This window comes from Sphingobium sp. L-44, from assembly GCF_056859495.1.
Genome location: NZ_JBSXOQ010000103.1, coordinates 66976 through 86147, shown reverse-complemented (window position 1 = coordinate 86147; position 19172 = coordinate 66976). Strand labels below are relative to the sequence as shown.

Annotated in this window: 26 protein-coding genes; 15 read left to right on the top strand and 11 right to left on the bottom strand. The window is 65.7% G+C overall.

The features are described from left to right. The first annotated feature begins 104 nt into the window (after positions 1–104). Both lgt and AC13EK_RS16805 read left to right on the top strand, forming a co-directional pair. Positions 105–989, top strand: a complete 885-nt coding sequence (gene lgt, locus AC13EK_RS16810) for a prolipoprotein diacylglyceryl transferase (RefSeq protein WP_069338000.1) — start codon at positions 105–107, stop codon at positions 987–989. Continuing rightward, on the top strand, positions 979–2055 hold the full coding sequence (locus AC13EK_RS16805) for a class I SAM-dependent methyltransferase (RefSeq protein ID WP_017500115.1): 1077 nt from the start codon (positions 979–981) through the stop codon (positions 2053–2055). The genes lgt and AC13EK_RS16805 overlap by 11 nt, the downstream gene beginning before the upstream one ends. 112 nt (positions 2056–2167) lie before the next feature. Here AC13EK_RS16805 and gmk read toward each other — a convergent pair whose 3' ends face one another. Beyond that, the gene (gene gmk / locus AC13EK_RS16800; RefSeq protein ID WP_004208560.1) at positions 2168–2833 is read right to left on the bottom strand and encodes a guanylate kinase; all 666 of its coding nucleotides are present in this window, start codon (positions 2831–2833) and stop codon (positions 2168–2170) included. Positions 2834–2908: 75 nt separating this feature from the next. Here gmk and AC13EK_RS16795 point away from each other — a divergent pair, with 75 nt between their 5' ends. Then, positions 2909–3460 (top strand): DUF2585 domain-containing protein, encoded by a 552-nt coding sequence (locus tag AC13EK_RS16795; protein WP_069338001.1) that lies wholly within the window; start codon positions 2909–2911, stop codon positions 3458–3460. Here AC13EK_RS16795 and AC13EK_RS16790 read toward each other — a convergent pair. Both AC13EK_RS16790 and fumC read right to left on the bottom strand, forming a co-directional pair. After that, positions 3457–3813, bottom strand: a complete 357-nt coding sequence (locus tag AC13EK_RS16790) for a hypothetical protein (protein WP_069338002.1) — start codon at positions 3811–3813, stop codon at positions 3457–3459. The two genes, AC13EK_RS16795 and AC13EK_RS16790, sit on opposite strands and share 4 nt — an antisense overlap. A 48-nt stretch (positions 3814–3861) precedes the next feature. Beyond that, positions 3862–5247, bottom strand: a complete 1386-nt coding sequence (gene fumC / locus AC13EK_RS16785) for a class II fumarate hydratase (RefSeq protein ID WP_069338003.1) — start codon at positions 5245–5247, stop codon at positions 3862–3864. A 225-nt stretch (positions 5248–5472) separates the two neighbouring features. Between fumC and AC13EK_RS16780 the strand changes: the two genes are divergently transcribed. Continuing rightward, positions 5473–6162 carry a hypothetical protein gene (locus AC13EK_RS16780; RefSeq protein WP_069338004.1) on the top strand — a complete coding sequence of 230 codons (690 nt, stop codon included), beginning with the start codon at positions 5473–5475 and terminating at the stop codon, positions 6160–6162. 27 nt (positions 6163–6189) lie between these two features. Here AC13EK_RS16780 and AC13EK_RS16775 read toward each other — a convergent pair whose 3' ends face one another. Next, on the bottom strand, positions 6190–6666 hold the full coding sequence (locus AC13EK_RS16775) for an SspB family protein (RefSeq protein WP_017500110.1): 477 nt from the start codon (positions 6664–6666) through the stop codon (positions 6190–6192). Positions 6667–6764: 98 nt separating this feature from the next. On the opposite strand from AC13EK_RS16775, the gene hisB reads away from it, so the two are divergent. The 8 genes from hisB (at position 6765) to AC13EK_RS16735 (ending at position 11442) form a co-directional block, all read left to right on the top strand. After that, positions 6765–7352, top strand: coding sequence for an imidazoleglycerol-phosphate dehydratase HisB (gene hisB / locus AC13EK_RS16770; RefSeq protein WP_004208567.1), 588 nt, complete (start codon positions 6765–6767; stop codon positions 7350–7352). A 28-nt stretch (positions 7353–7380) separates the two neighbouring features. Next, the gene (locus AC13EK_RS16765) at positions 7381–7668 is read left to right on the top strand and encodes a YciI family protein (protein ID WP_004208568.1); all 288 of its coding nucleotides are present in this window, start codon (positions 7381–7383) and stop codon (positions 7666–7668) included. After that, entirely contained in the window at positions 7665–8279 is a 615-nt protein-coding gene (gene hisH, locus AC13EK_RS16760) for an imidazole glycerol phosphate synthase subunit HisH (RefSeq protein WP_069338005.1), read from the top strand. Before AC13EK_RS16765 ends, hisH begins: the two co-directional genes overlap by 4 nt. Positions 8280–8367: 88 nt before the next feature. Continuing rightward, positions 8368–9105: a 1-(5-phosphoribosyl)-5-[(5-phosphoribosylamino)methylideneamino]imidazole-4-carboxamide isomerase gene (gene hisA, locus AC13EK_RS16755; protein WP_069338006.1), complete on the top strand. Its 738-nt coding sequence runs from the start codon at positions 8368–8370 to the stop codon at positions 9103–9105. A 120-nt stretch (positions 9106–9225) separates the two neighbouring features. Next, positions 9226–9990 carry an imidazole glycerol phosphate synthase subunit HisF gene (gene hisF / locus AC13EK_RS16750; protein WP_010339646.1) on the top strand — a complete coding sequence of 255 codons (765 nt, stop codon included), beginning with the start codon at positions 9226–9228 and terminating at the stop codon, positions 9988–9990. A gap of 177 nt (positions 9991–10167) precedes the next feature. After that, positions 10168–10416: a PEP-CTERM sorting domain-containing protein gene (locus AC13EK_RS16745; protein WP_004208572.1), complete on the top strand. Its 249-nt coding sequence runs from the start codon at positions 10168–10170 to the stop codon at positions 10414–10416. A gap of 42 nt (positions 10417–10458) precedes the next feature. Beyond that, positions 10459–10779: a phosphoribosyl-ATP diphosphatase gene (locus AC13EK_RS16740; protein WP_069338017.1), complete on the top strand. Its 321-nt coding sequence runs from the start codon at positions 10459–10461 to the stop codon at positions 10777–10779. Positions 10780–10863: 84 nt separating this feature from the next. Continuing rightward, entirely contained in the window at positions 10864–11442 is a 579-nt protein-coding gene (locus AC13EK_RS16735) for a hypothetical protein (RefSeq protein ID WP_483022281.1), read from the top strand. Here the strand turns inward: AC13EK_RS16735 and AC13EK_RS16730 are convergent. Next, the gene (locus tag AC13EK_RS16730; protein ID WP_069338008.1) at positions 11422–12324 is read right to left on the bottom strand and encodes a histone deacetylase family protein; all 903 of its coding nucleotides are present in this window, start codon (positions 12322–12324) and stop codon (positions 11422–11424) included. The genes AC13EK_RS16735 and AC13EK_RS16730 overlap by 21 nt on opposite strands. Positions 12325–12381: 57 nt before the next feature. Here AC13EK_RS16730 and AC13EK_RS16725 point away from each other — a divergent pair, with 57 nt between their 5' ends. The 3 genes from AC13EK_RS16725 to AC13EK_RS16715 are packed head-to-tail and all read left to right on the top strand — an operon-like array spanning position 12382 to position 14904. Beyond that, positions 12382–13842: a L,D-transpeptidase family protein gene (locus AC13EK_RS16725; protein WP_069338018.1), complete on the top strand. Its 1461-nt coding sequence runs from the start codon at positions 12382–12384 to the stop codon at positions 13840–13842. Positions 13843–13847: 5 nt separating this feature from the next. Further along, on the top strand, positions 13848–14168 hold the full coding sequence (locus AC13EK_RS16720) for a hypothetical protein (protein ID WP_010339642.1): 321 nt from the start codon (positions 13848–13850) through the stop codon (positions 14166–14168). Between the two features lie 52 nt (positions 14169–14220). Then, positions 14221–14904: a murein L,D-transpeptidase catalytic domain family protein gene (locus AC13EK_RS16715; protein WP_069338009.1), complete on the top strand. Its 684-nt coding sequence runs from the start codon at positions 14221–14223 to the stop codon at positions 14902–14904. Between the two features lie 45 nt (positions 14905–14949). Here AC13EK_RS16715 and AC13EK_RS16710 read toward each other — a convergent pair whose 3' ends face one another. The 6 genes from AC13EK_RS16710 to crcB all read right to left on the bottom strand — a co-directional run bounded on the left by AC13EK_RS16710 (position 14950) and on the right by crcB (position 19129). Further along, positions 14950–15675, bottom strand: a complete 726-nt coding sequence (locus tag AC13EK_RS16710; protein WP_069338010.1) for a tetratricopeptide repeat protein — start codon at positions 15673–15675, stop codon at positions 14950–14952. Positions 15676–15773: 98 nt separating this feature from the next. Continuing rightward, on the bottom strand, positions 15774–16469 hold the full coding sequence (locus AC13EK_RS16705; RefSeq protein ID WP_069338011.1) for an ATP12 family chaperone protein: 696 nt from the start codon (positions 16467–16469) through the stop codon (positions 15774–15776). After that, positions 16466–16720, bottom strand: coding sequence for a hypothetical protein (locus AC13EK_RS16700; protein ID WP_004208582.1), 255 nt, complete (start codon positions 16718–16720; stop codon positions 16466–16468). The genes AC13EK_RS16705 and AC13EK_RS16700 overlap by 4 nt, the downstream gene beginning before the upstream one ends. Next, positions 16717–17376, bottom strand: coding sequence for an HAD-IA family hydrolase (locus tag AC13EK_RS16695; RefSeq protein ID WP_017500101.1), 660 nt, complete (start codon positions 17374–17376; stop codon positions 16717–16719). The genes AC13EK_RS16700 and AC13EK_RS16695 overlap by 4 nt, the downstream gene beginning before the upstream one ends. Positions 17377–17387: 11 nt before the next feature. Beyond that, positions 17388–18746 (bottom strand): RluA family pseudouridine synthase, encoded by a 1359-nt coding sequence (locus AC13EK_RS16690; protein ID WP_069338012.1) that lies wholly within the window; start codon positions 18744–18746, stop codon positions 17388–17390. Next, positions 18743–19129 carry a fluoride efflux transporter CrcB gene (crcB, locus tag AC13EK_RS16685; protein ID WP_010339636.1) on the bottom strand — a complete coding sequence of 129 codons (387 nt, stop codon included), beginning with the start codon at positions 19127–19129 and terminating at the stop codon, positions 18743–18745. The genes AC13EK_RS16690 and crcB overlap by 4 nt, the downstream gene beginning before the upstream one ends. Between the last annotated feature and the right edge of the window lie 43 nt (positions 19130–19172).

The window sequence follows — 19172 nt, the reverse complement described above, 5'->3', positions numbered from 1 at the left end:
TCCGGCCTATTTGCCCCGATCATCCTGCAATCGGGATCGCCCCTCTTCATCTTGCCGGCCGCTTGTTCTATGGCCGCAGGCCTGATTGCCGAGGGAATGCCATTTTGATCCTGGACCTTGTCGCCGCCGCTTCGAGCGCCATCCGCTTCGACCAGCTGGGGCTCAGCCCCGTCGCCCTGGACCTGGGCTTCTTCACGCTCAAATGGTATAGCCTGGCCTATCTGGCCGGCATCCTGATCGGCTACTGGTATCTCTTGAAGCTCATTGCCCAGCCCGGTTCGCCAATGGCGCGACGCCATGCCGACGACATGATCTTCTATGCGACGCTGGGCATCATCATCGGCGGCCGGCTCGCCTATGTCTTCTTCTACCAGCCCGAAATCCTCCAGCATCCGCTGGACATCTTCAAGCTGTGGAATGGCGGCATGTCCTTCCATGGCGGCGCGGCGGGCGTATCGCTCGGCATCCTCTACATGGCGCGCAAGGAGAAGCTGAGCTGGCTGCGCATCCATGACTATGTCGCCTGCGTCGTGCCCTTCGGCCTGTTCTTCGGCCGCCTCGCCAATTTCGTGAATGGCGAACTGTGGGGCAAGGAAACCGACGTGCCCTGGGCGATGCGCTTCCCCGAACAGATTGCCGGCGTCTGGACCATCGGCCCGCCGCGTCATCCGAGCCAGCTTTACGAAGCCTTTTTCGAAGGCATCATCCTGTTCTGCATCCTTGCCTTCGCCTTCTGGAAGACCAAGGCGCGCTACAAGCCGGGCATGCTGGTCGGCCTGTTCGTCTTCTTCTATGGCGTGTTCCGTTTCGGCGTCGAATATTTCCGCGAGGCCGATGCCCAGCTGATGGAATTCGCCGCCCGCACCGGCCTGCACATGGGCCAGTGGCTGTGCGTGCCGATGATCCTGGGCGGCCTCTACCTGATCGTCACCGCCAAGGGCCGGCGCGTGCGCGTGGAGCCGATCGCGGGCAGCGCCAGTGTCAGCTGACGCCCTGCCCGGCGCGATGGGCCTGCCCGAGCGCCTGGCCCGCCAGATCGATGCCGGCGGGCCGATCTCCGTCGCCCATTATATGGGCGAGGCGAACCAGCATTATTATGGCACGCGCGATCCGCTGGGGCTGGAGGGGGACTTCACCACCGCCCCGGAAATCAGCCAGATGTTCGGCGAACTGATCGGCCTGTGCCTGGCCGATGTCTGGTTGCGATCGGGCCGGCGCGCCGATCCGCTCTATGTCGAACTGGGGCCGGGTCGCGGCACGCTGGCGGGCGATGCGCTGCGCGCGATGGAGGGGGCCGACGTCACCTCCCGCATCCATTTCGTCGAGACCAGCCCGACCCTGCGCGAGCGGCAGCGCGCCCAAATTCCCCATGTTGTCCATCATGACAGCGTGGAAAGCCTGCCCGACCAGTCGCCGCTGCTGGTGGTCGCCAATGAATTTTTCGATGCCCTGCCCGTGCGGCAGATGATCCGCGTGGGCGACGAATGGCGCGAGCGGGTGGTGATCCGGCGCGAGGAAGAGGGCCGCTTCATGGCGGTGCCGGGCTATCGCCGGATCGAATCGGGCCTGCCGCCGATCGCCGCGCAGGCACCCGAAGGCGCGATCATCGAAGTGGCGCAGGCCGGTGCCACCGCGGGCTATGCCCTTGCCAGCCGGATCGCGCGCCAGGGCGGCGTCGCGATCATCATCGACTATGGCTATGAAGGCCCGGCGCTGGGCGACACGCTGCAGGCGGTGAAGAACCACCAGTTCACCGATCCCTTCACCGATCCGGGCGAGAGCGACCTCACCACCCATGTCGATTTCACGATGCTGGCCAATGTCGCGCGCCAGGCCGGGCTGCGCGTCCATGGCGCGGTGACGCAGGGTCATTTCCTCCAGCATCTGGGCATCGACGTGCGCGCATCCGTGCTGGCCAAGGGCAGCCCGCAGCGCGCCGCCGAACTGGAGGCGCAGCGCCACCGCCTCACCGACGAAGCGGAGATGGGGACATTGTTCAAGGTGATGGCCTGGGTCCACCCCGACTGGGCCGACCCGGCAGGATTCGAGAAATAGCGGCCCCGTTGACCGCTAGAAATATTTGTTTCTAGTGGATTTTACGATTTTGACATTTGCAAATCCAGCCCATCGACAAGGGATGCAAATGTCAAAATCAATCCACTAGATCTCAATCTTCCTGATGATAGCGGCTGAGACGGCGGATGAAGCCGATCAGGCCGGTCTGACGGCTGCGCTTCATCCGTTCGGCGTGCAGGATGGTGCGCACCCGCTCGAAACATTCCTCGACGTCGACATTGCACAACACATAGTCATAGCCGTCCCAGTGGGCGATTTCACCCGCGGCACGCGCCATGCGGCCCTCGATCACTTCGTTGCTGTCGGTCGCGCGGCCACGCAGACGCTTTTCCAGTTCCTCCATCGAGGGCGGCAGGATGAAAATGCGGACCACGTCGCCGCCGGCAATCTGGTGTAGCTGCTGCGCGCCCTGCCAGTCGATGTCGAACAGCACATCTTTGCCGCTCTTGAGCATCGCCTCGACCGGCGCGCGCGGCGTGCCATAGCGCTGGCCGAAGACATGCGCCCATTCCAGGAATTCATGGTCGTTCGCCATGCGGCGAAACTCTTCCAGGTCGACGAAATGATAATCCTTGCCATCGACTTCGCCCGGCCGGATCGTCCGCGTCGTCGCCGACACCGACATCGACAGGTCCGGTTCGCAGGCCAGCAATTTGCGTGCAATCGTCGACTTGCCGGCGCCCGAGGGCGAGGACAGGACAAAGAGAACGCCGCGGCGCTTGAAATCGGGGGTGTCGGTGGGAATGTTGTCGGCCATGGCCGCTAGTGGCGTCGTGGACGGCATTTTGCAAGAGCTTGGGGGAGAAGAGGCTTGGCGCGATCGCGTAAAGGAATGAAACAGCGGGGCTTTATCCTCGCCTTGCTGATCGCGCTGGGGGCTGCGGCGATCCTCTATCTGATGGGGCGCCCGCCGATCTGCACCTGCGGCACGATCGCGCTATGGCATGGGCCGATCGACAGCGGCAACAGCCAGCATCTGTCCGACTGGTACAGCCTCAGCCACATCATCCACGGCTTCCTCTTCTATGGCGCGACCCATTTGCTGATGCGCCGCAGGCCGCTCGGCATCCGCCTGTCGGTGGCGGTGGCGATCGAGGCGGCGTGGGAGATCCTTGAAAATTCACCGATCATCATCGACCGTTACCGCACGGCGACGATCGCGCTCGGCTATTCGGGCGATTCCATCCTCAATTCGATGAGCGACATCGGCATGATGGCCCTGGGATTCCTGTTCGCATCGCGCGCGCCCGTCTGGCTGACAGTCATCATCGCGATCGGCTTCGAATTGCTCGCACTGGCGGTGATCCGCGACAATCTGACGCTCAATGTGCTGATGCTCGCCTGGCCGATCGACGCGATCAAGGAATGGCAGGGCGCGCTTTAGCTCGCCTTCTTGCGGGCGGCACGCGCCTCGTCGATCAGGATCGGCTTGGCGCTGGCGTCGGTCAGCAGCTTGGTCGCCATCTTGCGGTCCGCCTCGCGCTTGGCCTCATAGAGCTTGCCCGCCAGATAGGCGCCGGTGAGGACCATGGCGCCGACCGGATAGCGCATGATGAGGCGCTTGGCCCCGGCCCCGGCGATCAGGCCGATCACGCCCTTCTTGCCCGTGTCGGCGGCGACCCGTGCGGCCACCACCGTCGCGCCGAGCCGTGCCGCCTTGCGAAACAGGCTCGACTTGCGAACGCGCGTCGCGGTGGACGGAAGCTTTGCGGCGGTCGGGGCGGGCGTTTTCTTCATAGGGGATTAATGTATCGCACCCGCCCCGGTTCCGCCAGTTGATCTGGATCAGACCATATTTTCCGGCCGCACCAGCCGGTCGAAGGTCGGCTCATCGACCAGCCCCAGTTCGAGGCCGGCCTGCTTGAGTGTCAGCCCCTTCTTGTGCGCATGCTTGGCGATGGTCGCGGCATTGTCATAGCCGATCTCGGGCGCCAGCGCGGTCACCAGCATCAGCGAGCGCTCGACCAGTTCGGCGATCCGCCCCTCATTGGCCTGCATCCCTTCGACGCAGCGTTCGGCGAAGCTTTCCATGCCGACGCTGAGCAGATGGATCGAGCGCAGCACATTGGCGCCGATCAGCGGCATGAAGACATTGAGTTCGAAATGGCCCTGCATGCCGCCGACGGTCACCGCCTGATGATTGCCGATCACCTGCGCCGCCACCATCGTCAGCGATTCGCACTGGGTCGGGTTGACCTTGCCCGGCATGATCGAGCTGCCCGGCTCATTGGCGGGCAGGTCCAGCTCGCCCAGGCCCGAGCGCGGGCCGGAGCCCAGGAAGCGGATGTCGTTGGCGATCTTGGTCAGCGCCACCGCCAGCGTGTTGAGCGCGCCGGAGAAGAAGACGAGGCCATCCTTGGCGGCCAGCTGCTCGAACTTGTTGGGCGCGCTTTCGAACGGCGTGCCGGCAATGTCGCTGATCGCGGCCGTCATGTCGTCCGCCCAGCCATCGGGTGCGTTGAGACCGGTGCCGACCGCCGTGCCGCCGATCGCCAGCTTGCGGATATTGCCGTTCAATGCCCCCTCGATCCGCGCCTTGCTGCTGACCAGCTGCGCGGCATAGCCGGAAAATTCCTGGCCCAGCGTCAGCGGCGTCGCATCCTGCGTATGGGTGCGGCCGATCTTGACGATATGGCCCCAGCCTTCCGCCTTGGCGGTCAGCGCGCCGGTCAGCTTTTCCAGCGCCGGGATCAGCTTGTCGCGGGTCGCCAGCACGGTCGCGACATGCAGCGCGGTCGGGAAGCTGTCGTTCGACGACTGGCTCATGTTCACATGGTCGTTGGGATGGACCGGGCTCTTGCCGCCGCGCGTGCCGGCCAGCTGCTCATTGGCATAGCCGGCGATCACCTCATTGACGTTCATGTTGGTTTGGGTGCCGCTGCCGGTCTGCCAGATGACGAGCGGAAACTGGTCGTCGAGCGCGCCGGAGACGATCTGCTGCGCGGCATTCTCGATGCCCGCAACGATCTTCGCGTCCAGGCCATGTTTCGCATTCACCCGCGCCGCCGCCTGCTTCACGATCGCCTGCGCATGGACGATACCGATCGGCATCCGCTCGGTCGCGCCGAAGGGGAAATTCTCGATGCTGCGCTGGGTCTGGGCGCCCCAATAGGCGTCGGCCGGCACCTCGATGGCGCCAATGCTGTCGGTTTCGGTGCGGGTAGCGGACATTCAGAACTCCCAGTTAAGAATCAATCGCAAAACTGGTTCCGATGTAGGGCCGGGGCGGGAAATTCCAAGGCGAAACTTGCGAATATCGCATATCCCCGCAGCCCATCCCCATGACAGGCCGCAGGCCGTCATGCAGCGGCAGGATCTGCGCCTTTACCGGGGTTTACCGCAATTGATCGGCGCACGCGGCCCGATATCCTGCGCGGCATCCAGGAGGAAAGCCGCATGTCCGATCGTCCCGTCCTTGCCCTCCTCCTCTGCCTTGCCGCCACGACCGCTCCGGTCCACGCAGCAGAAGAAGAAAAATCGTCCGACGATCCCACCAAGATCGCGACCAAGGTCGGCATCACCCGCGCCTCCGACGAATTTTCGCTGTCCGGATCGATCGCGGTCGGCCCCAAGTTGAAATTCAATGCCCGCGTGTCGGAATCGGGCCTCTGGTCGGTCGGCGCATCCTATCTGCTCCCGGTCGAGATCCTGACCTTCTCAGCCGGCAAGAGTCATTTCGATTCGGGGGTGGAACAGACGCGCTATTCGCTCGGCGGCTTCGTGCCCCTGTCGCAAATCGGGCTGAAGACCGGCAAATTGCAGATATTCGTGCCCTTCGGCTATACCTATACCAATGGGCATGGCCCGGTCAGCGATATCGACCAGAGCGATGGCCTGCCGATCGCGCTCAGCAGCAACAGCGGCTATGCCGGGCTGTTTCTGCTGCGGCCGCTGGGGCCAAAGCTGACCGCGATGGCGGGCGGCAATGTGACCAAAGGCACCCATGATTTTTCGGGCGTGGCGCTGGGTGGTGGCCTGTCCTACCATCTTACGCGTCGCGACACGGTCGGCGCCAATATCAGCTATGTCGACAATAGTTTCGGGACGAGCCAGAAGCTGTGCTTCTCCTATCGCCACGAATTCTGAGCCTGCGGCCGATCCCGGCCGCCGGGCTCACTTCTTCTTGCCGAAATCCACCGTGACGACGTTGGAGCCATCCTCGGTCGTGACCAGCGGCGCGTCATTTTCGGCCATGTCATGGGGTTCGGGCTCTTCGTCGGCCTGAACCTGGAACTGCAGCGCGAAATTGACGGCGGGATCGACGAAGGCGGTGATCGCGCTGAAGGGAATGACCAGATGGGCCGCGACCTGGTTGAAGGTCAGGCTGACCTCGAAATGGCGGTCGCTGACCTTGAGATCCCAGAACTTGTTCTGGAGGACGATGGTCATCTCGTCCGGGAAACGTTCCGACAGATGCTTGGGGATATCCACCCCGGCGGCATGGGTCTTGAACGTGATGTAGAAATGATGCGCGCCCGGCAGGCCGCCGGTCTGCTGCACTTCGCCCAGCACGCGGCCGACGACCGCGCGCAGGGCCTCCTGCACGATTTCGTCATAGGGAATCAGGCTGTCGGGCAGGTCTTCACTCATGGGGCATATGTCCTAACGACGCGAAAGCGGCGGTCAACCCCCGCCCGAGAGGTACATCATCAGATTGCATGGCGCGCGCGACGCGCTATAGGGCGCGCATGCGCACGGCCGAGATTCACCGCAACACTGCGGAAACGCAGATCGACGTGACCGTCAACCTCGACGGCACCGGTCTTTACACCGTCTCCACCGGGATCGGTTTCCTCGACCATATGATCGAGCAGCTGTCGCGCCATTCGCTGATCGACATGACCGTCAAGACCGTCGGCGACCTGCATGTCGACCAGCATCACACCACCGAGGATACGGCGATCGCGATCGGCGAGGCGCTGGCCAAGGCGCTGGGCGACAAGCGCGGCATCAGCCGTTACGGCAGCGTCTATTCGCCGATGGACGAAACGCTGAGCCGCGTCGCGCTCGACATTTCGGGCCGCCCCTGGCTGGTGTGCAAGCTGCCCTTCACCGTCACCAAGATCGGCGAATGGGATACGGAGATGGTGGAGCATTTCTTCCACAGCCTGGCCCAGGCCGCCGGCATCACGCTGCACATCGAGCTGCTCTATGGCAGCAACAACCATCATATCGTCGAAAGCGCATTCAAGGGCCTGGCCCGCGCGCTGCGCCAGGCGGTGGAGATCGACCCGCGCAAGGCCGACGCCATCCCCTCGACCAAGGGCATGCTCTAAGCATCACTTCCATAGAAAGGCCGACCCCATGTTCATCATTTCGCTGACCTATACGGCGCCGATCGATGTGCTGGACGGCCATCTGGCAGATCATCGGGCCTGGCTGGACCAGGGCATTGCCGATGGCTGGCTGCTGCTCGCCGGCCGGCGCGAACCGCGCACCGGCGGCATCCTGCTGGCGCGCGGCGAGCGTGACGAGATCGCGGCAAAGGCAGCGACCGATCCCTTCGTCGTCAACGGCGCGGCATCCTTCGACCTGATCGAGTTCCTCCCGGCGCGCGCCGCCAGCGTCAATCTGGACACGCTGCTGCCATGACCATTGCCCTGATCGACTATGGCGCGGGCAATCTCCACTCGGTCCACAATGCCCTGCGCAAGGCGGGCGCCGATGATGTGACCATCACCGCCGATGCCGATGTCGTGACGAAGGCCGACCGCATCGTACTGCCCGGCGTCGGCGCCTTCCGTGCCTGCCGCGATGCGCTGGTCGCGATCCCCGGCATGGTCGACGCCATGAACGAGGCGGTGAACCAGCGCGGCATCCCCTTTCTGGGCGTATGCGTCGGCATGCAGTTGCTCGCCGACGCCGGCGAGGAGTTCGGACGGCATGAGGGGCTGGGCTGGATCCCCGGCACGGTGCGCCTGATCGAACCCGGCGATGCGACAATCAAGGTGCCGCATATGGGCTGGAATGATGTGGTGCTGAACGGCGAGCCACCCCTGATCGAGGCCGGCGAGGCCTATTTCCTGCACAGCTATCATTATGAGGCCGCCGACCCGGCCCATATCGCCGCCGTCACCGACCATGGCGGACCGCTGGTCGCCGCCGTCGCGCGCGACACCATCATCGGCTGCCAGTTCCACCCGGAAAAGAGCCAGCGCTACGGCCTGTCCTTCCTCGCGCGCTTTCTGGACTGGAAGCCGTGATACCACCCCTGCCCCCGTTCGGTTCGAGCCTGTCGAGAACCGTTGCGCGTGGGTTCTCGACAAGCTCGAACCGAACGGAAATCGGATAATGTCCCTGATCGTCTTCCCCGCCATCGACCTCAAAGGCGGCCAGGTCGTCCGCCTGGCCGAGGGCGACATGGACCGTGCCACCATCTATGGCGACGATCCCGCCGCGCAGGCGCTGATCTTTGCCGCGGCCGGCGCCCAGCATGTCCATGTCGTCGATCTGGATGGCAGCTTTGCCGGCCATGCGGTCAACGCCGAAGCGGTCGAACGCATCGTCGAGGCCTTTCCCGGCCATGTCCAGCTCGGCGGCGGCATCCGCAACCGGGAATCGGTCGAACGCTGGTTTGACCTGGGCGTATCGCGCATCGTGATCGGCACCGCCGCGCTGAAAGACCCCGCCTTCGTCAAGGCGGCAGCGCGCGACTTCCCCGGCGGCATCGTCGTCGCGGTCGATGCGCGCGACGGCTTCGTCGCCACCGACGGCTGGGCGGAAAAGAGCGACATGCCGGTGATCGACCTCGCCCGCCGGTTCGAGGATGCCGGCGTCGCCAGCCTGCTCTTCACCGATGTCGGCCGCGACGGCCTGCTCAAGGGCGTGAATATCGATGCGACCGTCGATCTCGCCCGCGCCACCGACATGCCGGTGATCGCCAGCGGCGGCGTGGCGGGGATCGCGGATATCCGCGTCCTCAGCCTCCATGCCGATGACGGGATCGAAGGCGTCATCACCGGCCGCGCCATCTATGATGGCCGCCTCGACCTCAAGACCGCGCTAGCGGTCGCGCAGGCGGCGGCTTGAACATATTACCGTTCGGGCTGAGCGAAGTCGAAGCCCAGGCCTGAGCGGAGCGAAGGCCCTCACTATGTTCGGGCGAGCCCTTCGACTTCGCTCAGGGCGAACGGAAAAAGGAAAATTGTCATGACCGTCCGCACCCGCGTCATTCCCTGCCTCGACGTTGCCAATGGCCGCGTGGTGAAGGGCGTCAATTTCGTCGACCTCAAGGATGCCGGCGATCCGGTCGAGCAGGCCAAGCTCTATGACGCGGCCGGCGCCGACGAGCTCTGCTTCCTCGACATCACCGCAACTCATGAGGCGCGCGGCACCATATTGGACGTGGTGCGCCGCACCGCCGAAGTCTGCTTCATGCCCGTCACCGTCGGCGGCGGCGTTCGCAGTGCGGAGGACGCCCGCGCTCTTCTGCTAGCGGGCGCGGACAAGGTGGCGGTCAACAGCGCGGCGGTCGCCCGGCCCGAACTGGTGGCCGACATCGCCGACCGCTTCGGTGCGCAGTGCATCGTCGGCTCGGTCGATGCCCGCAAGGTGGGCGAGGGGCGCTGGGAAATCTTCACCCATGGCGGCCGCAAGCCGACCGGCATCGACGCGCTGGAGCATGCGCTGCGCCTGGCGGAGCTTGGCGCAGGGGAACTGCTCGTCACCTCGATGGATGGCGACGGCACCAAGCAGGGCTATGACCTGGCGCTGACCCGCATGATCGCCGATGCCGTGTCGATCCCGGTGATCGCCAGCGGCGGCGTCGGCACGCTCGACCATCTGGTCGCGGGTGTGGTCGAAGGCCATGCCAGCGCGGTGCTGGCGGCCTCGATATTTCACTTCGGTCAACATACTATTGCTGAAGCGCATCAGGCGCTGGCCCGCGCCGGCATCCCCGTTCGGGGCCATTAAAGCGCAGAAAAGCGCCAAAATGTCGGGTTAATTGACATTAACCATATGGGGCTTTTGGCGGCCATCGGTCGCCAACCGCAGAAAAACGTCACTTGGCAAAATTGGCACGGTTACTGCGTAGACAGGGCGCAGGGTCGTTTCGAAGCGATTTGTCCATTTTGAAACAGGGTGACTTTTATGCAGATCAGCAAACTTCTCCTCGTAGCGGGTTCGGCCAGCCTGATGGGCCTCGCCATCCCCGCCCCCGCCAACGCCACCTTCTGCTGGTTCAAGTGCGGCGGCTCCAGCGGCGGCGGCACCTCGTCGGGTGGCAGCAGCGGTGGCACGCCGACCCCGGTGCCTGAGCCCGAACAGATGGCGCTGTTCGGCATGGGCGCCGCCGTTCTGGCCGGCCGCGTCTTCTTCGCGCGCCGCAAGCAGAAGTAAAATTCATTTGACGGGTCGCGCGCGGGACGCTTGATGCAGCCCATGCGCGCGACCCTTCAAACCCTCGAACAGACCATCGCCGAGCGACGGAAGGCCGATCCATCGGCATCCTATGTGGCGAAGCTGACCGCCCGCGGCCGGGGCAAGATCGCCCAGAAGGTCGGCGAGGAAGCGGTCGAGGCGGTGATCGCCGCCATGGCCGACAATCGGGCCGAACTGGTCGGCGAAAGCGCGGACCTGCTCTTCCACCTGCTGGTGCTGCTGGCCGATTGCGGCATTCCCTTCGACGATGTGCTGAACGAACTGGACCGGCGCGAAGGCCTGTCGGGCCTGGTCGAAAAGGCCGCCCGTCCAAAGGATTGATCCCGTCCACGGAAAGACATTGCCTTCCCGGCGTTTGTAGATCAGCCTCCATTGTCGGAGCGCGTTGGAACGGGGAGTGAGGCTATGATGCTGCGGACCATCCTAGGCGGACTGCTTGGCGGTTTCGCCATGTTCATCATCGGCTTCCTTTTCTGGGGCACGCCCCTGAGCGCGCTGGCGCTCAGTCGTGCCGATCCGCAGGCGAGCGCCAATCTCCAGGCCGCGATGGCGCAGGCGCTGGCCCGCAGCGGCACCGGCGTCTATGTCATCCCCGATCCCGCCACGGCGCAGGGCACCATCCTTTATGGCAAGGGGCCGGTGGCGATGCTCTTCTACAATAATGGCGGCTTCCCGGTGATGGACGGCTCCAGCCTGATCGGCGGGCTGCTGCTGGCGCTGGCGACCGGTGTGCTGATTGCGCTGGCGCTGCGCTTCGTCACCGGCGACTTCAACAGCCGGGCGCGGGTGTCGATCCTGTTCGCGCTCGCAACGGTGCTGTGGCTGCACATCGGCCAGGCCGTGTTCAATCATGCGACCTGGGGCTACAGCCTCTATCTAGCGCTGAGCGATCTGGTCGCGCTGAGCGTGGCCGGGCTGATCGCTGCGAAGCTGATGGAAGGGCGCGCCGCGAAGCCCAGCGCCTCAGACAGCACGCTCCACTGACGCCATCCGCAACATGCAGGCGGCATGGCGCCGCGCGACCGCCATCCGGTCCGGGCCATAGCCGCCGCCCATGCAACTGGCGACCGGGATGGCGCGCGCCAGCGCCTGACGCATCACCAGCCCGTCGCGCGCGGCCAGCCCCTCGTCGCTGAGCGCCAGCCGGCCCAGCCGATCATCCGCATGACCGTCCACCCCGGCCTGATACAGGATCAGGTCCGGCGCGAAATCATCCAGCACCCGCGGCAGCATCTCGCCCAGCGCCGCCAGATAGTCCGCATCGCCGGTATCGTCGGCCAGGCCCAGATCCAGGCTCGAGCGCGCCTTGCGCACCGGGAAATTCTTCTCCGCATGAATCGACATGGTGAAGACATCGCCCCGCCCCGCCATCAGCGACGCCGTGCCATCGCCCTGATGCACATCGAGGTCGAGGATCAGGATGCGGTTCGCATCCCCCTCCGCGATCAGCCGATTGGCCGCGATCGCCAGATCGTTGAACACGCAATAGCCCGCGCCGCTGTCGGCCAGCGCATGATGGCTGCCCCCGGCGGCATTGGCGGCATAGCCATGGACCAGCGCCAGCTTCGCCGCCAGCCAGGTGCCGCCGGGGGACAGCAGCGCCCGGCGCATCACCCGCTCGGTTACCGGAAAGCCGATCCGCCGTTCCTTTTCGGGCGGCACGGCGAGCGCCAGCACCTCTTCGACATAGGCGGGATCATGCACCGCCGCGATCCAGGACGCGGGCATCGGATCGGGCGCATGAACGGTCATCGGCGCGCCACTGTCGGCCAGCACGTCCATCACCAGGCCATATTTGTCGAAGCGCGCCTGCTGGCCGTCTGTGGCCGGGGAGACATAGGCGGGATGGTGAACGACGTGCAGCATGATCTTTTCCCGCTATCGCGATTTGATAGATGGCCGCTTTGCGCTATCTGGTCCAGCATGAACCGTCCCGATTTGATCCGTTTCCTCGCCCTGCCCCTGCTGGCCGCCACCGCCATCCCGGCCGTAGCCCAGCCGCCGGCCGTGACACCGACCCAGAGCGCGCCGCCGGCCGGCCAGGTCGTGCTGCCCCCGCCGATGGCGGTGATGCCCCCGCCCGTGCCGCTGCCGGCCCTGTCGCAGGCGCAGGATGACTGGGCGAATGAATGGCTCAAGAGCGGCATGGCCGAAGGGCTGATGGCGCGCAGCAAGCCGACCGCACCGATGCACGGGCAGCAATTGCTGAACGCATTGCTGGATCGCGGTCGCGCGCTCAGCACCGGCCGGGTCGATACCGCCGATTTTCTGGAGGTCTGGGCGCTGCGCCCCGCCGCCTTCGATCCGCGCCCCTCGCTCGCCAAGGCGATTGCCGAGGATCGGCTGCCGCAATGGGCCGCCAGCCTGACCCCGCCCTATTCGGGCTATGACGGGCTGCGCAAGGGCCTCGCCACCTATGAGAAGATCCGCGACACCGGCGGCTGGCCCAGCCTGTCGGCCGGCGCCTCGGCCGATGTCGTGCGCGCCCGCCTGGCGCTGGAGGACAAGAGCGTCACCGGCACCGAGCCGCTGACCGCCGCGCTGCAACGCGCGCAGCGCCGCTATGGCCTCAACCCCACCGGCCTGCTCGACGCGCGCACCCTGAGCGCGCTCAACGTGTCGGTGGATGATCGCATCGCCGCGATCATGGCCAATATGGAACGCTGGCGCTGGATGCCGCGCGAATTGCCGGTCAACCGCGTCCAGGTGAACATCGCCGCCGCCGTGCTGACCGTGTTCCAGGGCGACGAACCCGTCACCTCGATGCGCGCCGTCACCGGCAGCCCGACTAACCAGACACCGATGCTGTCGTCGAACATCCATTCCATCGTGGTCAATCCGCCCTGGAACGTGCCGATGTCGATCGCCAGGAAGGAACTGTTCCCCAAGGGCCGCGCAACCCTGGCCAAGCAGGGCTACAAGATCGTGAAGACGCCCGAGGGCGGCGAGCGCATCGTCCAGCCCGCCGGTCCCAACAGCGCGCTCGGCCGGCTGAAATTCGATTTCAACAATCCCTTCGCCGTCTATCTGCACGACACGCCTTCGCGCGGGAAATTCTCCAGCTATGACCGGCTCGCCAGCCATGGCTGCATCCGCCTGGAAAAGCCGGTATCGCTGGCCGAACTGATGGTTGCGAGCGATCCCAGCCTGTCGGGCCAGATCCAGAGCCTGATCGACACCAACAAGACCCAGCGCGTATCGCTGCCCTCGCAGGTCGCGGTCTATCTGCTCTACTGGACCGCCTTTGCCAGCAGCAACGGCACCATGAACTTCCGCGCCGATCCCTATGACTGGGACAAGCTGCTGGCCCAGAAGATCGAGGCCTCCAGCCGCCGCGTCGACCCCACTGCGGTCAATTCGACCGCCCCCGTAGCCAAGGACTGATCCCCATGCGCCATTTTGCCCGCCCCCTGACCTTCGCCGCCCTGTCGGGTGCGCTGCTGCTTGCCGCCTGCGGCCAGAAGGAAGAGGAAGCCCCGGCGACCAATAATCTGGTCGAACCGCCGGTCGAGAATGTCATCGTGAACGAGCCGGAAGCGCTGCCGCCCGAGCCGGAAAATGTCGTCACCCCGACTCCGGCACCGCCGCCGTCCGTGTCGGAACAGCAGCAGATTCTGGATGATGCCGAAGCCAGCGGCATGACCTCGCGCCTGCGCGAAAACGGCGAGGGGAGCCAGGGAGCGGACGAAGCGGGCAATAGCAGCCTGTGACGAAGGGCGCCCCCGTCTTGGAGCGGGGGCGTTGATTTGTTATAGACGGCATATGGATCGCCGCAAATTCACGAAGTTCGCTTTAAGCGGGCTCGCCTTCTCGTTTTTGACCGACAGTGTTGGCAAGGCCGCACTTCCGGTAGCGCCTGAACCCGCGAACCGTCCTCCGGTTCCCGCGACTCCATCTGCCGCACCGATTTTTTCGCGCAAGCCCTATGCGCTGCTGCTGGAGGAGGCCAAGGCCGCACTCGACCAGCATGCACGCGACTTTACCCTGCGCGACCGCATCGCCATCGCCGACTTCAACGCGCCGTCGAAGGAATTTCGCTTCCATATCGTCGACCTGATCGGTGGCCAGGCCAACAGCTATCTGGTGTCGCACGGCCGCGGGTCCGATCCGGGCCATTCGGGCTGGCTGCAGAGCTTTTCCAACGAGCCCAATTCGCTCGCCAGTTCGTCGGGCGCCTACAAGACGCTGACCGTCTATGATGGCCAGCATGGCCGGTCGATGCGGCTGGCGGGGCTCGATCCGCAGAACAACAATGCCGAAATGCGCGCCATCGTCATCCATGGCGCCGACTATGTCAGCGAGGACCATGTCGCCGCCTGGGGCAAGTGCGGCCGCAGCGAGGGCTGTTTCGCGCTCGCCCGCCACATGGTGCCGCAGGTCTTGGGCATGCTGGGGCCGGGCCGCATGGTCTATGCCAACAAGATTAACGGCATGGTCGAAGCCTGACCGGCAAAGGCCCCGCCCGGATCACCGGGCGAGGCCTCTTCATGCTCAGCCGGCCTTGACGCCGCTCAGCGCCTGAGCGGCAGGCTTGTTCGACGCATCGACCGAACCGTCGGCCAGCATCGCCTTGCTCATCGTTGCCGCTTCGGTCTTGAGCGCGGCATCGTCGGTCGCCTGGCTGGCGCCGATCAGCGCCGACAGCAGGATATTCTTCGTCACCGGATCGGCCGCATTGGCCGCCGCCGACTTGCGGGCCAGGCCCAGCGCTTCCTGATAAAGCGGCGCGGAGCCGGCCTTGTCCTGCGCGCCCAGCTTCTGGTTGCCCAGCTGGATCAGGATACCGGCCAGGATGTTGCGGCTGGTGGCATCGGCGGGCTTGGCCTCCACCACCTTGCGCCAGTGCGGCAGGGATTCGCCATAAAGCGCGATCACCTTGTCCATCTTGCCGAGCGCTCCCTGGGCAGCGGCATCGGCATAAAGCGCGTTGGCGAGGAAATTGACATTGTCGATCTTGGCGGGGTCGACCTCCACCGCGGTGCGGATGGCGGGCATCGCCGCCTCATATTTGGTCGCGGCGGTGGCATTGTCGCCCGCCTGCAGCGCGGTCTGGCCGGCGGTGAAATCGGTCACCGCCTGGTTGAAGGCGTTGATCTGTTCGGGGGTCATCTGGCCGGCGGCGGGGGCAGCGCTGGCTGCCGGGGCATCCTGTGCCAGGGCCGGTGCGGCAAGGGTGGAAAGGGCAAGAAAGGCAGGAACCAAAAGGCGGGACTGCAAGGTCAGGGTCTCCCTGGTCGTTGATCCAATGTGGCGGATGCAATCAGGGCATCCGCCAACACAAGAATGAACGAACGAGCGGTCCCGTTCCCAGCCCCCTAGGCTCGTGCCATCCCGCAAAAGGCTCGACCCACGGCAAACTCGCCCGCGCGGCGCGCCGAACGGGCCAGCGCTTCGGCATCCTCGCCCCATTGTTCGGCCTGCCAGCGCTCGTCGATCTCGGCCGCTTCCCATACGGCATCCACGTCGAAGGCCTCTTCCAGCACTGCCAGGCCGCAGACCAGCGAGCCGCTCAAGGTCACCAGCCGCGACAGGCCGGCCAGGGTGAAGGGATCCAGTCCGTCCACCGCCGCCGCCAGCCGTTCCAGCGTCTGGTCCGGTTGGGCGACATGGATGATGCCCTGGGTGGTGACGAAGGCGACGTCGTAGCGGGCGCGCGCCCAGTCGAGCAGCGGATCCCAGGCGGCGGCCTGACGCGCGACGAACGCCTCCGGCCCCTCGGCCCGATAGCAGAGCATGTCGGTGCCGCCATATTCGGCGATGTCGGCCGCGAATTTCGCGCGGTTGCCGGCGATATGGTCGATCGCGGCATTGGCAAGGCCGGTAAAGGCCATCGTCGCCGGATCGACCGTCTCGCCCTGATCGCGCCATTCCTGCGCCACTGCCTCTGCCAGCACCGCATTGGGCAGCGCCAGTTCGGCGCGGGCCGGCGTGCGCACCGGGCGGCCATCCAGCCGGATCGCGAAACCGGCATCGACCGGCTCGACCGTCACATCCTTGTAGAAACGCTTCACGGGCGGCTCCGCTTGAACAGGGCCAGCATCAGGCGCGGCACGATGATGAACTGGAACAGGCCGGCGACGACCATGATCAGGCCGAACGCCTTGGCCTTGTCGCCCTGCACCCAGGAAAAGCGCTGCATGATCGCCAGGAAACCGAACATGACGAGGAAGGCGCCCGACAGGCGGAACAGGCCAAGCGCGAAATGGCGCTGGCGCGCGATCTTCTCCGGATCGACCGGCGGGATGGGAGGCATGTCGTTCATGGCGCGTCGATATGGCGGCGCAACTCGTCGCTGTCCATCGCCACCGCATGGGCGCCGGCCTGCACCAGTTCGGCCGGCGCATGATAGCCCCAGCCGACGCCGATCGCGCGGGTGCCGGCGGCCAGCCCCATGTCGATGTCGAAATGGGTATCGCCGATCATCACCGTGGTTTCGGGCACCGCGCCCGCCTCCGCCATCGCCTGCAACAGCATCGAAGGGTGCGGCTTGGACGGGTGGCGATCGGCGGTCTGCAGAGTCACGAAATGATGGGCCAGATCATGATGGGCAAGACACAGGTTGAGGCCGCGATCGGACTTGCCGGTGGCGACACCCAGCAGCCAGCCATCGCCGTCCAGTGCCCGCACCAGGTCGGCCATGCCGGGATAGAGCGGTTCGGACACGGCATTGGCGCTGCGCAGGGCGTGGAAGGCCGCCTTGTAGCGATCGGTCAGCAACTGATGATAGTCCGGCTCCGCATCGGGCAGCAGCCGGGCCATCGCATGGGGCAGCGACAGGCCGACGATCGACAGGATCGCCAGCCGGTCGGGCGGTGCCAGCTTCTCGCCCTCGAAGGCATGGGCCATCGCGGTGCAGATGCTGTGCTGGCTATCGACCAGCGTGCCGTCGCAATCGAAGACGGCAAGGCGGTTGCTCATGCCCCCGCCCCTTATTTCTCGCCGCGACCGCGCCGCTCGCCGCGCCTGCCCTTGCGGATCTGCTTGGCATGGGCGCGGGCCGCCTTCTTCTCGTCCTCGCGGGTCGGCGTCCGGTCGATCTCGTCATCCAGCGGCATATCGCCGAGCGACAGGTCGAAGCCCAGCGCAATCAGGCTGTTGAGGAAATGTTCGGGCAGTTCCGCCTTCATGTCGATGCGGCCGCCATCGGGATGGTCGACGCGGATGCGGCGGGCATGGAGGTGCATCTTGCGGCTGATCGATCCGGACAGGAAACTGTCCTTGCCGCCATATTTGCCGTCGCCGACCAGCGGATGGCCGATCGCCGCCATATGGACGCGCAACTGGTGGGTGCGGCCGGTATAGGGCTGCAACTCGACCCAGGCGGCACGATTGCCGGCGCGCTCGATCACGCGATAGCGGGTGCGGGCGGGCAGGCCCTCTTCCTCGTCCACATGCATCTTCTCGCCGCCGGTGCCCGGCTGCTTGGTGATCGGCAGTTCGATCATGCCATCGTCGATGCTCGGCACGCCGATGACGATCGCCCAATAGACTTTCCGCGCGGTGCGGCTGGAAAAGGCCTTGGCGAAATGCGCGGCCGAACGGCTGGAGCGGGCGAGCAGCAGCGCGCCCGACGTGTCCTTGTCGAGGCGATGGACCAGCTTGGGCCGGGATTCCGCGTCGAAGATCAGCCCGTCGAGCAGCCGGTCGACATGCTCGTCGGTCTTGGTCCCGCCCTGGGTGGCGAGGCCGGGCGGCTTGTTGATGACGATCGCCTGCTTGTCGCGGTGGATCACCATGTCCTGGACATAGGCGATCTCGTCCTCGGTCAGGTCGATGACGCGGACGCGCTTGGGCTTGTCGGCCGCCGCCACCTTGGGCTCGGCCGGCGGCACGCGGATCATCTGGCCTTCGGCGATGCGGTCGCCGGGTGCAGCCCGCGCGCCATCGACGCGCAGCTGGCCCGTGCGCGACCAGCGCGACACGATGTTGAAGCCGACATCGGGCAAATGCCGCTGGAACCAGCGGTCGAGGCGGATGCCATCGTCATCGGCCTGCACCCGATATTGCCGCACGTCCAGGCTGACGCCCTTGGCCGGATTGGGCTTGGCCGCGACCGCCGGGGCCGGTGCCGCTGCCTTGGCGACGGGGGCCTTTGTGCGGGGCTTGGCCCCTGACTTGATACCGGGCTTGAACGGCCGGTCGCCATCCTGCTTGCGCGCGCTTGCCGCCTTGGCGCCGCCACGGGCGCGACCGGGCGCGCCGCTGCGGCCACCGGGTTTCGCGCTGCTACCGCCGGGCTTGCCGCCCCGTGCCGGACCGCCGGATTTGCCGGGAGGACGCCCCTTCATGCCGCAACACTCCGCATAACCGTAAGACCCAGCGCCAGCGCGGCCACTGCGCCGACCAGCGAGAAGAGCGCATAGCCAAGCGCCAGGCCGATCTGGCCGCGCTCGATCATCAGCATCGTCTCCAGGCTGAAGGAGGAAAAGGTGGTGAAGCCGCCCAGCACGCCAACGCCGAGCAGCAGCCGCATCGGTTCGCCCGACGCCGTGCTGCCACGCGCCAGCCATCCGGCGAGCAGCCCCATGGCGAAACCGCCGATCAGATTGGCGGCAAAAGTGCCCCAGGGCCAGGCCGCGCCGGGCGCCATCTGCCCGGCGAACCGCCCCAGCAGATAGCGCAGCGCCGCGCCAACCGCGCCGCCGCCCATAACAAGGAAGATATTGGTCATGATTGTCGCCCTATCGCGATTCCGCCAAAGGGGAAAGGACGCA

Coding starts and splice junctions, on each gene's coding strand:
- AC13EK_RS16775 (WP_017500110.1), bottom strand. CDS start 6,666: ATGAGTGAAGACCTGCCCGACAGCCTGATTCCCTATGACGAAATCGTG.
- AC13EK_RS16700 (WP_004208582.1), bottom strand. CDS start 16,720: ATGAACGACATGCCTCCCATCCCGCCGGTCGATCCGGAGAAGATCGCG.
- AC13EK_RS16725 (WP_069338018.1), top strand. CDS start 12,382: ATGAACCGTCCCGATTTGATCCGTTTCCTCGCCCTGCCCCTGCTGGCC.
- fumC (WP_069338003.1), bottom strand. CDS start 5,247: ATGTCCGCTACCCGCACCGAAACCGACAGCATTGGCGCCATCGAGGTG.
- hisH (WP_069338005.1), top strand. CDS start 7,665: ATGACCATTGCCCTGATCGACTATGGCGCGGGCAATCTCCACTCGGTC.
- AC13EK_RS16695 (WP_017500101.1), bottom strand. CDS start 17,376: ATGAGCAACCGCCTTGCCGTCTTCGATTGCGACGGCACGCTGGTCGAT.
- AC13EK_RS16690 (WP_069338012.1), bottom strand. CDS start 18,746: ATGAAGGGGCGTCCTCCCGGCAAATCCGGCGGTCCGGCACGGGGCGGC.
- hisA (WP_069338006.1), top strand. CDS start 8,368: ATGTCCCTGATCGTCTTCCCCGCCATCGACCTCAAAGGCGGCCAGGTC.
- AC13EK_RS16780 (WP_069338004.1), top strand. CDS start 5,473: ATGTCCGATCGTCCCGTCCTTGCCCTCCTCCTCTGCCTTGCCGCCACG.
- AC13EK_RS16740 (WP_069338017.1), top strand. CDS start 10,459: ATGCGCGCGACCCTTCAAACCCTCGAACAGACCATCGCCGAGCGACGG.
- crcB (WP_010339636.1), bottom strand. CDS start 19,129: ATGACCAATATCTTCCTTGTTATGGGCGGCGGCGCGGTTGGCGCGGCG.
- AC13EK_RS16795 (WP_069338001.1), top strand. CDS start 2,909: ATGAAACAGCGGGGCTTTATCCTCGCCTTGCTGATCGCGCTGGGGGCT.
- AC13EK_RS16745 (WP_004208572.1), top strand. CDS start 10,168: ATGCAGATCAGCAAACTTCTCCTCGTAGCGGGTTCGGCCAGCCTGATG.
- AC13EK_RS16730 (WP_069338008.1), bottom strand. CDS start 12,324: ATGCTGCACGTCGTTCACCATCCCGCCTATGTCTCCCCGGCCACAGAC.
- hisF (WP_010339646.1), top strand. CDS start 9,226: ATGACCGTCCGCACCCGCGTCATTCCCTGCCTCGACGTTGCCAATGGC.
- gmk (WP_004208560.1), bottom strand. CDS start 2,833: ATGGCCGACAACATTCCCACCGACACCCCCGATTTCAAGCGCCGCGGC.
- AC13EK_RS16735 (WP_483022281.1), top strand. CDS start 10,864: ATGATGCTGCGGACCATCCTAGGCGGACTGCTTGGCGGTTTCGCCATG.
- AC13EK_RS16790 (WP_069338002.1), bottom strand. CDS start 3,813: ATGAAGAAAACGCCCGCCCCGACCGCCGCAAAGCTTCCGTCCACCGCG.
- hisB (WP_004208567.1), top strand. CDS start 6,765: ATGCGCACGGCCGAGATTCACCGCAACACTGCGGAAACGCAGATCGAC.
- AC13EK_RS16720 (WP_010339642.1), top strand. CDS start 13,848: ATGCGCCATTTTGCCCGCCCCCTGACCTTCGCCGCCCTGTCGGGTGCG.
- AC13EK_RS16765 (WP_004208568.1), top strand. CDS start 7,381: ATGTTCATCATTTCGCTGACCTATACGGCGCCGATCGATGTGCTGGAC.
- AC13EK_RS16715 (WP_069338009.1), top strand. CDS start 14,221: ATGGATCGCCGCAAATTCACGAAGTTCGCTTTAAGCGGGCTCGCCTTC.